This is a genomic window from Pedobacter sp. KBS0701, assembly GCF_005938645.2.
Taxonomy (GTDB): domain Bacteria; phylum Bacteroidota; class Bacteroidia; order Sphingobacteriales; family Sphingobacteriaceae; genus Pedobacter.
Map to the genome: position 1 here is coordinate 2,351,802 of NZ_CP042171.1, position 13,563 is coordinate 2,365,364.

Annotated in this window: 11 protein-coding genes; 5 read left to right on the forward strand and 6 right to left on the reverse strand. The window is 38.9% G+C overall.

Annotation, left to right across the window (positions count from 1 at the left end):
- Positions 1 to 7: 7 nt before the first annotated feature.
- The 6 genes from FFJ24_RS09235 to FFJ24_RS26045 all read right to left on the reverse strand — a co-directional run bounded on the left by FFJ24_RS09235 (position 8) and on the right by FFJ24_RS26045 (position 4,914).
- The gene (locus FFJ24_RS09235) at positions 8 to 736 is read right to left on the reverse strand and encodes an esterase family protein (RefSeq protein ID WP_168202428.1); all 729 of its coding nucleotides are present in this window, start codon (positions 734 to 736) and stop codon (positions 8 to 10) included.
- A 65-nt stretch (positions 737 to 801) separates the two neighbouring features.
- The gene (locus tag FFJ24_RS09240; protein WP_138821227.1) at positions 802 to 1,389 is read right to left on the reverse strand and encodes a GDSL-type esterase/lipase family protein; all 588 of its coding nucleotides are present in this window, start codon (positions 1,387 to 1,389) and stop codon (positions 802 to 804) included.
- Positions 1,390 to 1,801: 412 nt separating this feature from the next.
- Positions 1,802 to 2,470, reverse strand: coding sequence for a hypothetical protein (locus FFJ24_RS09245; protein WP_138821228.1), 669 nt, complete (start codon positions 2,468 to 2,470; stop codon positions 1,802 to 1,804).
- A 70-nt stretch (positions 2,471 to 2,540) separates the two neighbouring features.
- A complete protein-coding gene (locus FFJ24_RS09250) occupies positions 2,541 to 3,125 on the reverse strand; it encodes a Crp/Fnr family transcriptional regulator (RefSeq protein WP_210419490.1) in 585 nt (194 codons plus the stop codon).
- Between the two features lie 206 nt (positions 3,126 to 3,331).
- Positions 3,332 to 4,411, reverse strand: a complete 1,080-nt coding sequence (locus FFJ24_RS09255; RefSeq protein ID WP_138821230.1) for an acyl-CoA desaturase — start codon at positions 4,409 to 4,411, stop codon at positions 3,332 to 3,334.
- A 332-nt stretch (positions 4,412 to 4,743) separates the two neighbouring features.
- Positions 4,744 to 4,914 (reverse strand): hypothetical protein, encoded by a 171-nt coding sequence (locus FFJ24_RS26045; protein ID WP_168202429.1) that lies wholly within the window; start codon positions 4,912 to 4,914, stop codon positions 4,744 to 4,746.
- A gap of 312 nt (positions 4,915 to 5,226) precedes the next feature.
- Between FFJ24_RS26045 and FFJ24_RS09260 the strand changes: the two genes are divergently transcribed.
- From FFJ24_RS09260 to FFJ24_RS09280, 5 genes are all read left to right on the forward strand, one after another.
- Positions 5,227 to 7,833: a PQQ-dependent sugar dehydrogenase gene (locus FFJ24_RS09260; RefSeq protein WP_138821231.1), complete on the forward strand. Its 2,607-nt coding sequence runs from the start codon at positions 5,227 to 5,229 to the stop codon at positions 7,831 to 7,833.
- Positions 7,834 to 8,667: 834 nt separating this feature from the next.
- Positions 8,668 to 9,480, forward strand: a complete 813-nt coding sequence (epsC, locus tag FFJ24_RS09265) for a serine O-acetyltransferase EpsC (protein WP_138821232.1) — start codon at positions 8,668 to 8,670, stop codon at positions 9,478 to 9,480.
- Between the two features lie 11 nt (positions 9,481 to 9,491).
- On the forward strand, positions 9,492 to 10,364 hold the full coding sequence (gene cysM, locus FFJ24_RS09270; RefSeq protein WP_138821233.1) for a cysteine synthase CysM: 873 nt from the start codon (positions 9,492 to 9,494) through the stop codon (positions 10,362 to 10,364).
- 146 nt (positions 10,365 to 10,510) lie between these two features.
- A complete protein-coding gene (locus tag FFJ24_RS09275; RefSeq protein WP_138821234.1) occupies positions 10,511 to 12,127 on the forward strand; it encodes a Na+/H+ antiporter in 1,617 nt (538 codons plus the stop codon).
- 116 nt (positions 12,128 to 12,243) lie between these two features.
- Positions 12,244 to 13,539: an ATP-binding protein gene (locus FFJ24_RS09280; RefSeq protein WP_168202430.1), complete on the forward strand. Its 1,296-nt coding sequence runs from the start codon at positions 12,244 to 12,246 to the stop codon at positions 13,537 to 13,539.
- The last annotated feature ends 24 nt before the right edge of the window (positions 13,540 to 13,563 follow it).

A 13,563-nucleotide genomic window follows, 5' to 3' on the forward strand; every position in this document is an offset into this window, starting at 1 on the left:
GTGATAATTAAATGTACATAGGCGCCATTTTTCGCCAATAGTGGGGGCGGTGTGCGTTACTTTCCCAGGTATGAAACTGATTGGGTACACCTTTTTTCCATAATAAGTTACTTAAATGCTGGTTTCCACTTAAAAATGGATCTGTTTCACCTACAGCCAGAATAATTTCCATATTTCTTACTTCCGAAAGCAATTTATCATCATGAAGGTTGGCGAGGTATTGCGCCGGCATGTTAAAATATACTTTTTCATTATGGAATCCGTTCAGCAGGTCCCTGAAATCGCCTATATTATCTGTAAGATCATATCTTCCGCTAATGCCTACAGCCTTTTTAAATAACCAGGGATATTTCATGGCGAGATTGATGGCATGGTAAGCACCCATGCTACAGCCAGCAGTTTCCACATAATTAGCATCATTCTTCTGGTAAATAAGCGGCATCACTTCTTCCAAAAGGTATTTTTCGTACTGCAAATGGCGCTCGATCCTAACGGAAGGAAATACATCATCGTTATAAAAACTTTCGCCATCAATGCTATCCACACAGTAAAGCTGGAGTTCGCCATTTTCGATCTGGTGGCAAAGAGACGCGATGATTCCCCAGTTTTCATAATCGTAAAATCTCGCCATACGGGTGGGGAAAAAGATAACAGCTCTTCCGCTATGCCCGAAAATCAGCAACTCCATATCCCGTTGCAAATTATGACTAAACCACTTGTGGTATTCCCTGTTCATTTGTTTAAAAACTTTATGGAAAAATAGGGCTCCGATGTTACCAGGATATTAATTAACAGTAATGATTAGCCTAATTTTTCCTTAACCGATTCTGTCCACAGACGGTAGCCTTCTTCGCTTAAATGTAAACCATCGTAATCGTAAAGTGAAGGATTTGGATGCCCCGATTTATCCAGCATTTTCTTAAATACATCAATAAATTTCCAGTTACCATGCAGTTTAATAATTTCGCTCTCGATAAGGTTATTGGTGTACCTAAACTGATCGGCAATATGCCAGCGATGGATACTTGGTTTTAATGAAATAAAATAGCAGGGCAGGTTTCCAAACCTTATGTTAACTTTTACCATCAGTTGCTGGAAAAATATAAAGATTTCTTCAGGATTTCTACCATCACCCAAATCATTATCGCCAGCATAAACCACCAATGCTTTTGGCTTGTAATCTATCATAATCCTTTCAAAAAACCATACACAGGCTGCTAAGGTAGATCCTCCAAAACCCAAATTGGTTACTCTGGTGAAATCGAAATCATCATCGAGGCTGTTCCATAAACGTATAGATGAACTTCCATAGAAAATAATCCCAGGATGTTCACGGTCTAAGCGATGCTTTCTTTCTAATTGCTTAACCTCTTCTTCGTACCAATACATATTGCTAAAGATAAAAAGATCTGACTTTTAAAGGAATGGGGGATGTGTTAAGTTTGTGTAAAGAGGGTAGATTGGTTAATCGGCTAACTGGCTCCAAGCACCGAATGACAAACGCTCAACTAAATACACTTCTCAATCGCCATAGACATAATACATTAGTCTGATCATCCTCGACCGGAGCAACTCGAAGTGGAGAGATCTATCTAGACAGATTTTGCTTCGCAGAGCCTTCGGGGTCTCGGCCGCGTTGCACTCCGCTCGAATGACAGTAACTTGAAAGAATTTTTACGCGTTAATTAATTGCTGGCGTTTATATTAACCTTTCTACATTCATTACCGTTCAGAATGACCCTTTAATTGAATAATTAACATATACTGATCATGTAATCGACTTCGGACTAAAAACTCCAGACTAGTCAATCAACTTCCTGATCGAAACCAAATGGGAAAACAATACAATAGGTACAATAAGGCCAGGAAGCAAAGTAAATGGAAAGTATAATAATGCAATATTCGGCTGTGAAAAAGCTATTTGTTGTGTCGGAAATGGTGCAGATAATAAGGCTGTGCTCACGATGTTTACTAATAATAACAGGCAAATGATGTTCCATGCCAATAATACCTTTTTATTAAGCACATTTTTAACATAACCAAAATAATAAACTAAGGGGGCGGTAATACCACATAAAATATCAAAATTTCTGCCTTCAAAAGTCATTACCTCTGGCACTGCTTTATGAAGGAATAACCAGTAAAGTGTCAATTCAACAGGTATTCTGATAATATGTAATATTGTTAGTTTTCCAATATCAAGTCTCGCAATAAAGTTCTTTCCATTTTTGGTTAGAAAAGTAATAACAATAAGTATGATAGGGGGTAAAATAAGTAGTATAAATCGGGGAGGCATTAGATTTGTTACCTGATAAAAACCTGAAATGCTCAATATCGATTGAATAATCAACCATAAAGAGAATATGCTGATTAAGCCCTTTGAAAAACCAGCAGCCCTAAAAAATAATATTAAAGTAAGTAGGGCTGTTAATACGAATAAAAGGTAAAGTGATAGAGGTAAATGTTCCATGAGTGAATTGTTTACACAAAAGAACTGCTTTTAACTCGCGTAACTCTTAGCATTTGGCAAGAAATACCCATTAACGCCTTTTGGCAAAGTCTTTTCTGATCCTGCTTAGTGAAGTATCTGTTATACCCAAAAAAGAAGCAATGTTTTTTAAAGGCGCATGCTGAAAAATAACAGGATTTGATTTTAGCAATTCAATGTAGCGCTGTTCAGCCGTTTCGGTAATCATCGACAGCATTCTGCTTTTAAGTTCAGAAAAGCCTTGCACAAGTATCGATCTTCCGAAATCCCTAAACTCAGGTATAGTATGGAAAAGTTCGTTCAGTTGACTAAAAGTAATAAACCAACCCTCACATTCGCTTAATACATGGATATTTTCTTTTGATTTACCTCGCTTAAAAAAGGACGAAACCTCGAACACCATTTGTCCAGGTGTGTAAAAATTTGTGGTTACTTCGTTACTCTCTGTATCACGTACAAATGCCCGCATATAACCTTTTTCCAGAAAAAAATACTCGTTGCATACTTTTTCTGCCAATAGTTGAAATTCACCTTTAGCTAATTTTTTATAAGTGAAGTGTTCAGCAATTTGCTGGTAGATAACTGGCGAAACGCTATAGCCCTGATTAAAAAAATCGATTAGTCTTCCTTTTGTCATTCCCGATTGCATTTAAGCGAATATAAAAATAATTAAGGTGATTGGTCATTGGTTGATCAAGGCGTCATCTAGACTGGAACGTATTGGAATGGAGAGGTCTATCTTGATAGATTTCTCGACTTCGTTGCACTTCGCTCGAAATGAAGTATTGTGGGGACCGCCACTTTCTTACTTAACAGATTTTTGACCTCGGATTAAACTCTAAATTAAACCGCCCGTCCCATCTTCTTCAATATCCGATAGTGCGAACGTAGTGCCGATAAGAAAGTCGTATTCTCATGATAGGGTAGCCCGAATTCAAGCGCCGTTTGTTTTACAATGCCAGATATTCTTCCATAATGTACATGGCATATTTTAGGAAAAAGGTGGTGTTCTATCTGTCGGTTTAATCCACCGAGAAAAAATGCTGAAATTGGCGATTGAGTTGCAAAATTAGCTGTAGTACGCATCTGGTGTTCGGCCCAGGCTTCTTCCATATTGCCTTCTGCATTGGTTGTTGGAAAAGTTGTTCCTTCTACTACATGAGCCAGTTGGAAAACCAACCCCATGGTTAAACCCTGAGCGACATGTAACACCACAAAGCCGATGGCAACCTGCCACCAGGCAAGCGGCATAATCAGTATCGGCAGACCAATAAAAATGAAGTAATAGAGAAATTTATAGAAAAACAGATTAAAGTATTCGATCTTGGGATGCTTGTTCTGGCAGGCACCCACACTCTTTTGAAAAAACTTTTTATAATCTTTACGAAACACCCAGGAAAGGGAAGCCAGACTGTATAAAGGAAAAGCATACCACTGCTGAAAACGCTGGTGTGGTTTTAATTCATCTTCATTACATATACGGATCAGCCCCGGTGCTACTTCAATATCTTCATCATGACCAGGTATATTGGTATAAGTATGGTGAACCACATTGTGGGTAATGTTCCACACATAAGGATTTGCACCTACCATATTAAACAGAAAACTGAAAAACAAATTGGTGCGTTTAGAACTCGAAAAAGAACCGTGAATGGCATCATGACAAATATTGAAACCAATAAAAGCACAGGTGGCACCGAGTAAAATGGTTAAACTGAAAAGGATTAAGCTATGGACAGGCAAAAGCAATATCGTAAAGTAAAGTGCCAAAAATATGGTAAGGAAAAGACAGGCTTTAAACCACATCAGCTTATTGCCATTTGTGCTTCTGTTGTTTTCTCTAAAGTCGTTGTTTACCCTGCGGCGCACCTCAGTGTAAAAGGAGTTTCCCGATAAAGATGGGAATTTTGCTTTTGATTTCATGATCTTGTGCTCTTATCTACCCCATGTACGAGGTCGATGCTCCAAGTTCATTAAGTTTTTTTTGTTTCCCGGAACAATTTTGTCCCGCTTCTAATACTAACGTAAATCCGCCTGTTTAGTTTTCGACGAAGGTAATAACTTTAGTTATTGATTTACCTACATAAAACGTTAAATAAAAGCCCTGTTTTGTTAAAATAGTTCATGCGCAGCGATAAAGCACTAATTTATGCCTATAGCGGAAGGTGACGGAGGGTTATGAGATTAAAATATAAGACAATATACTTTTAGCCCGCACAATTTTTGCAGGATATATAATTTAATAAAGACACAAGCTACTCGCTGTAATTCCTCTTATCAGCAGCATAAATATGGTACCAGATGTACAGAATCCATATTAACACCACTGTGCTATAAACCAATTCGGGATCAAATGAATCCTTTGTAAGTATCAACGCAATGGAGGAGATCAGGGCAGTCAGGAAGAAATAAAAAATATTTTTCATAACGTACTGATTTAATGAATGTTGTATTTAGTAAAAATAATAAAATATCTGTTGTTTACCAAATAGAAATAGCGATAATTTACTTATTTCTGAAAATTGATTGCTTTCAATCCTTTTTAGTTATTAATTTACTGGGATTATTACTGTATGACCAATTTATTTTGCATCCAGACTACTTTTATATGCAATGCTTGCTGATTCTTAAAATCTTCTAAAGAGTTCCGTCCAATTAACACAAAATTGTGGCAATTAGGAATTTATATTTTTTGTAAGTTTACCCCACACAAACTAACCAGGAACAATAACACACAAATGATTAAATTTTCTTTAAGCTTAATTTCTTTTACGCTAGTTTTTTTTGGATTAAAAAACTTTTTTAGTGAACCAGAGATACAACGTGTATCACCCCCCGAGCTAACAATCACCAATTTTGCCGGACCCGATGTTACACCTAGTCCAGCCTGTTTAGCAGTAGCACCTACCGGAGAAGTATATGTTGGTGTTGATATGATGGGCTCTTTAGGTAAAGATCCTGGTAAAGGACATATCCTTAAATTGATAGATAAGGATAACGATGGTAAAATGGACGAACATATCGATTTTGCCGAAGTGGACAATCCACGAGGCATTATTGTTCAAGGCAGCCAGGTTTATGTATTGCATACTACTTTTTCGAAAGAAACAAAACAAGCTACAGGCATGAATTTAGTTGTTTTTGAAGATAAAGACGGTGATGGAAAAGCCGATGGACCAGAAAAACCGCTTATTGAGCACATCAGTAATGCCAAATATATTCGCGAGCGCGGTACCGATCATGCCACCAATGGTATAAGAATGGGGATTGATGGATGGATTTACATCTCTGTAGGCGATTTTGGTTTTCACGATGCGGTAGACCGCTCGGGTAAAAAACTGACCATGTTAGGTGGTGGTATTTTACGTGTACGCCCGGATGGGACCGAAATGGAAATTTATACCCACGGTACGCGGAATGTTTATGATGTAGCTATTGATCCTTACATGAACGTTTTCACCAGAGAAAATACTAATGATGGTGGAGGATGGAACGTTCGCTTCTCGCACCATATACAATCTGGAGAATATGGTTACCCGGTTTTATTTCAGAATTTTACCGACGAAATTATTCCTGCATTAGCTGATTTGGGCGGAGGATCGGGTACCGGAGCATTGTTTATGGATGAACCTAGCTGGCCAGAGCAATATAATCATGTTCCGATGATGGCAGATTGGGGCAGAAGCATGCTTTATATCCACAGGGTTACAACTGACGGGCCTACTTTTACCCAAAAGGATGAAGAATTTATCAAACTTGCTCAAATTACTGATCTTGATGTAGATGGCTCAGGAAGACTATACCTGTCGGCTTGGGATGGGGCAGGGTATTCTGGCAGTCCGAATAAAGGCTACATTATTCGCGCAGTGCCCAACAATTGGACATACAAAGCTTTTCCTGATGCTAAAAAACTTTCCATTAAAAAATTAACTGAGTTACTTAAATCGAATAGTGCAGTAGGCCGTTTAACTGCTTCGCAGGAATTGGTTTCACGTAACAATAAACAGGCAATTGAAACGGCATTAAAAACTGCTTCCGATCAAAGTTTAGCGCTTGATGTTCGTATCGCTGGCCTGTATACTTATGCTCAGCTGACCAAAGAAAACGGTATTGAAACTTTAATCGGATTTACCAAAGATAACGCCTTAAAAGAGTTTGCCTTAAAAGCACTTGCCGATCGTAAAACCTACGTGAGCAAAGTGCCTGTTGAACCGTTTCTAGAAGGATTAAAAGATGCTTCACCGCGTGTTCAGGCCGCTTCAATTATTGGTTTAAACCGTTTAGGCAGACCAGAAGTTGCCAATGTGCTTTTACAAACCAAGGTGCCCGCTTCATTTACAGCGCCTGCAAAAGGTACTGAAGGTCCGCATGCTACGCCAAATGCAGCCATTATATTGCCACACCTTGCAGTACGTGCTTTAGTTGAGCTCAATGCAGTTGATGCCCTGCTCGCAGCGGTTAAAACAGAAAACTCAACGCTTGCACTTTGGGCATTGCGTTATATGCATGATGTAAAAGTGGTTAATGGCTTAATTGCTAACCACAAACAATCAACAGATGAGAAATTGAAACAGCAGATCCTGGTTACGTTAGGTCGTTTGTATAAAAAAGAAATTGCTTACGACGCGACCTGGTGGTGGGGCACAAGGCCTGATTCGCACGGTCCTTATTTTAAGGCGGTAAGTTGGGAAGGCTCACCTGCGATTGAGAAATTTTTAAAGGAAGAAGCGGCAAAAGCCGGCGCTAATGGTAAACAATTTTATGTTGATTTAAATTCACGCCAGAGAATGGATATTGCTGAATTTGCCGAAGAAGAAAAAGTAGCTGCAACAGAAGAACCAAAAATTGATCTCGAAAAAATCAAAAATAAAAAAGGTCAGGTTGGTAAATCATCCATTGAAGACGTATTGTTGGCCATCAATAAATTGCAGGGCGATCCTTTAAAAGGAAGAAATATTTTTAACAATCAGGGTTGTATCGCCTGCCATAGTTTAAGCAAAACGGAAAAAATGAAAGGTCCGTTTATGGGGCAAATCGGCTCGATCATGAACCGCGAACAGATTGCAGAATCGATTTTAAAACCTAGCGCTTCTATATCGCAGGGTTTTGCCACTGTAATGATTACTGCCAAGGGGGACCGTACTTATATGGGATTTATTACCGAAGAAACGGCTGCTAAAGTAGTAATGCGTAATATTGCAGGTGAGGTGTTTACCATCAAAGCAGGTGATATTTTATCACGTAAAGAAATGGAAAACTCAATGATGCCAGAAGGTTTGGCCAACTCTTTGTCTTACGAAGAGCTTGCCTCTTTGGTTACCTTTTTATCAGAACAGAAAAAATAATAAGTGTTTGCATTTCCGGTCGTAAAACCGATCGGAAATGCTTTTTTATACAATGGAGGTCCTAAACTTGGTTCCTGCGAATAATAACAATTTCCCCGTTAACCAACTGGAAGATATAACTGGAAATACTTACCGACTTAAAAATCGCAATACGGTATACCAGGCCAGACTTTTTATCAAAAGTGATTTCCTCTCCGATATAAATCTTATCTAATTCTTTTATAGTCGTTTCCCCAGTAATCACCATATATTGGTAACATTGCCATTTTGGTCTTGTTTTGAGAAATTAGGTTATTCTTATTCCCTGAAGGAGTAGTCGTTGGTTCATTGGCGATTTGTTCACTAGTCATTAGTTCATTGGTCCGCTGTAGAGGGGGCCTCATCTCGACCGGAGCAACGCGAAGTGGAGAGATCTATCCAGACACATTTAGCTTCGCAGAGCCTTCTGGGTATCGACTGTATTACCGATGTAAAATCGGTACAGGTAGCAATTCTTCTCGAAATAACGGTAACCCGAGGAGATTTTCACGCGTAAATTAATCGTTGTCACTCACATTTATTGTTCAAATCAATCTACTCCAAACGATCTACCAGCCCTTCGACTCCACTCAGGATGGCAAACCGAACAAATAGTTAATTATACAAATCGCTCTACACCAAACTCCTAATGCTCCAGGCTAATCAACTTCCGACTCGGGACTTTTTTGTTATTTCCCGGCAATTTTTATAATAAAACTCGACGAGTTGTTTTGGTTTAAAAAAACAAAACCTACATTAGCGATTAAATCTATATATCTAGTCGATGAGCAGATCGGCCAGGCTTGACCACCAGTTATGGATAACCATTTTTTTGAACAAATATTTAAAAACCCACTTGAGCAGCACAATATACCGCCGAATGAAATAATATCGCAATGGGCAGAGAAACTGATCCAGGTACTTTTTCCAGAAAATGCAGCTAAAGCTTTTTCAACGGTTGAGGAAGTTAAAGCGCAGGTGTCGGCTTTAGAACTCGAACTTTATGATATTATTTCGGCGAGTTGTAAATTAAGGAACAGTGAGTGTAAAAATGCAGCAGGTCAGTTTTTTGCAGAACTGCCGGCGCTTTATCGTGTATTGAATACCGATATCCTGGCCATTTATGAAGGTGATCCGGCGGCGCAGAGCAGGTTCGAAGTCATCAGGACTTATCCCGGTTTTTATGCCATCTGTTTCTACAGAATTGCCCACATGCTTTATAATTTCGGTATACCTCTTGTTCCACGAATACTGACCGAATACGCTCATTCTAAAACAGGTATTGATATCCATCCAGCAGCCAGTATTGGCGAATACTTTCATATTGATCACGGAACTGGCATTGTTATCGGAGAAACCAGTACAATAGGCCGTTATGTGAAACTTTATCAAGGGGTAACACTGGGTGCTTTGAGTGTTAAAAAAACATTGGCGGGCAGCAAACGCCATCCAACGGTAGAAGATAGGGTAGTTATCTATTCAGGTGCGACCATACTGGGCGGCGAAACCGTCATCGGGCATGATAGTATCATCGGGGGGAACGTATGGCTTACCGAAAGTATCCCTGCTTTTTCTACTGCTTATCATTCACCGATAGTTACCATTAGAAACCATAAAGACACCAATTAATATATTAAAATATGGCAGGAATAATCGATCTGATTGGAAATACACCAATGGCCGAACTTCAAAAGCTGAATATTAACCCGGCTGTAAGGGTATTTGCCAAATTAGAAGGAAATAATCCGGGCGGTAGTGTTAAAGACAGGGCGTCGCTCAACATGATCAGAAGTGCAATAGAACGCGGTGATGTAGCCCCCGGAACTAAATTGGTGGAGGCCACAAGTGGTAATACCGGAATTGCATTGGCCATGATTGCAAGTTTGTATAATTTAGAAATTGAATTGGTGATGCCGGCAAATTCTACCCGCGAGCGTAAGGTAACCATGGAAGCCTTTGGCGCAAAGGTAACTTTATTGGAAAGTATTGAAGATTGCCGCGATTATGCAGAAGAAAAAGGTTTTTCAAAAGGGTATTTTTTATTAAATCAATTTGCAAATCCAGATAATTATCTGGCTCATTATAAAACAACCGGACCAGAAATATGGAGAGATACCGAAGGGCAGATCACACATTTTGTAAGTTCTATGGGAACAACAGGCACCATTATGGGATGCTCGAGGTTTTTTAAAGAAAAAAATAAGGATATCCGTATCGTAGGCTGTCAACCTACTGAAGGGGCTTCCATTCCAGGGATCAGAAGATGGCCAACAGAATATCTTCCAAAAATATTCGAACCGGAGCGGGTTGACCGTGTGATGGACATTGCGCAGGAAGAAGCCACAATGATGTCGAGGAGATTGGCTAAAGAAGAAGGTTTATTTGCGGGCATGAGCTCGGGAGGTGCCTGTGCGGCTGCCTTGAAGCTTGCCGGTGAATTAGATCAGGGAACCATCGTTTTTATCGCATGCGACCGGGGAGATCGCTACCTGAGCAGCGATCTTTTTGGTTAAGCATAAATCATTAATGTTGCCGGGCTTTCTTTAATAAAAGTATATAACCCTTTGAGTAATGGCTTCCATCTCAAAGGGTTTTTCTATTTAATCTTAATGGTTTGGCATTCACTTCAAATTTGTATTTTAGACCAAGCCCAAAATTTATGCATCAACTCATTATACAATACGCTTTTTTACTTGCAATAATTCTTTTTGTGGTAATGCTGGCGCAAAAAATCCGCATCGCTTATCCCATTTTATTGGTCATCGCAGGTTTAGCCCTGAGTTTCTTGCCGATCCTTCAGGATATTGAAATAGAACCAGAACTCATTTTTGTAATCTTTTTACCGCCTTTATTATACGAAGCTGCCTGGAATACCTCATGGAAAGATTTTTGGAAGTGGCGCAGGGTAATCAGTAGTTTTGCTTTTCCCATTGTTATTTTTACTTCAACAGTTGTTGCCTTAATTTCCCGTAGTTTAATTCCGGGCTTTACCCTGGCCCTGGGCTTTTTGTTAGGTGGGATCATTTCTCCACCAGATGCGGTATCTGCATCGGCCATACTCAAAAATGTTAAGGTACCTAAGAGGCTCACTACTATTTTGGAGGGCGAAAGTTTATTGAATGATGCATCCAGTTTGGTTGTATTCAGGTTTGCTTTGGCTGCAGTAATGACTGGAAGTTTTGTCTTTAGCAATGCTGCCGGCAATTTTGTAGTGGTGATTGTCATGGGGATTTTGGTTGGGATCGCAGTAGCACTTGTTTTTTACGCTTTACACCGCTGGTTACCCACTACTACCAATGTAGATATTATCCTTACTTTTTTAACACCTTACGTGATGTATATGACTGCAGAGGAATTTCATTTTTCCGGCGTATTGGCTGTGGTGAGTGGAGGTTTATTTCTTTCAGCCCGTCGGGATCAAATCCTGACCCATCGAAGCCGGTTGCAAAGCATTAATGTTTGGGAAGCCGTAGCTTTTGTACTGAATGGTTTTGTTTTCTTACTCATCGGTTTAGAATTTCCCGTTATTATCAACGGTTTAGGGAAAAGCGGTCTTTTGCCTGCTATCCGTTATAGCGCCATTATTTGTTTGGTACTAATTCTGGTGCGATTGGCCAGCACCTACGGCGCTTTGTATTTTACACGTTTCATTAGCCGGTATATTACAACGGCCGATCCGAATCCAAGCTGGAAAGCACCCTTACTTTTTGGCTGGGCAGGTATGCGCGGTGTAGTATCTCTGGCTGCAGCACTTTCTATCCCTGTAGCCTTGAAATCCGGCGAAGCTTTCCCTCAGCGCAACCTGATTTTGTTCATTACCTTTAGTGTAATATTGGTAACCTTGGTGTTACAGGGTTTAACATTGCCTGCACTAATTAAATGGGTAGATATGCCAGATCCCGATTATACCGTTTCTTTTGAACAGCAAAAACAGATGGTAAGAAAGAAATTGTCCATGTTATCACTTAAAATTCTTGACGAAAAATACCATGATGCGTTAGAACATAACGATATGATCAGGTCGATCAAAATCCGTATCGAAGCCGAGATGGAATTATTGAGAGATTGGGAAAAAGAAGAGAACATTTCAAGATCTGAGGACTTTTACCACGACTACCGTATCGCATTGGAAGATATTATGTCTGAACAGCGTATTTTGTTAAAAGGGCTAAATAAAAAAGAGCAGATTAATGATGAGTTGATTAGAGAACAATTAGAACTGCTCGATCTGGAAGAAGAAAAACTTCGAAGGCATTTTAGTCAGCGGGATATATAATCAGACTTATTTTATTTCCAAAAATTGGCCATTTAATGCGATGTAGATAATTCGTTATAGCTAACATCCAAAATGATTAAAATATAATGATATATTTGCTAATTAATTTAGTAAACATGTCGGTAAAGGTTAATATCACTTCAAAGGGAATACAAAAGGTACTTAAAAACTACAATGAAAGGCAGGCCATTGCTGAGTACATCTGGAATGGTTTCGATGCTAATGCGGATACTATTCGCATAGATTATGCAGCCAATTCGCTTGGTCTTTTAGAGCAGTTAACTATTGCCGATAATGGTTATGGAATTAATTTCGACCGCTTACAACAAAAGTTCGATCCGTTTTTCGAATCTGAAAAATCTATTCAGATTATAGCGCCAAAGCATACCTCCAAAATGCATGGTCGTAATGGCGTAGGTCGGCTTACCTTTTTTACCTTTGCGCATGATGCCCTTTGGAAAACCACTTACCAATCAGAACAAGGGTTTTGTTATGGAGAAATACACATTAATACAGGTGGTTTAAACAGTTATAGCCACGATTTTTCCACCGTTCCGGGCAATACCGGCGAGACTGGAACAACTGTTTCTTTTACTAATCTGAGGATCAGTCAACAAGATATAGAAACAACAGTACTTCCTTTTTTGATAAACGAATTCTGTTGGTTTATAGAGTTGAATAAGCATAAAAATTATTCAATTATTGTAAATGGCGCAGCATTGGATTTTAGCAGCAATATTAAAAGCATAGAAGAGTTTAATCTTTTTTATCCCGATACCGCTGTTACTTTTAAGATTAAGTATGTTCACTGGAAAGAAAACCTGCACAAAGAACTCTCTAAGTACTATTTTTTGGCCGGTGGAGAAGAAATTTATAAAGATTACACTACTTTAAATAAAAAAAGCGACGATTATTTTCATAGTGTTTATATCGACAGTGATTTTTTTCGTGATTTCGATTTTAAGAGTTTCGAAAATGAAGGGCAGGTGGCCATATTTGGTGCAGCTAAATCTTCACCTGAATATAGATTTTTGATTAAATCATTAACCGAATATCTTAAAAGTAAACGTAAACCATTTTTAAAAGAATATGCCAACAGCCTGGTTGAAAGTTACGAACAAGATGAGATATTTCCGGTTTATGCCAGTGAGATAGAAAAAAAGTCAAGAAAACCCGCATTGGTTAATTTAATTAAGGCATTATATGAAATAGAGCCTAAACTGTTTAGTAGCTTAAATACCGACCAGAAGAAAACCATTGTACGCCTGATCGATCTTTTAATGCGTTCTAACCTCCGTGATGAAATTTTTGAAATGTTCAATGGCATGATCGAATTAGAAACCGAAGAGCAGGATGAGTTATTACAATTGATTAAAGGCCTTGAACTAACGGAAAAATTATCAATGATTTAGTAATTTGATGCTGATAAATTCAGC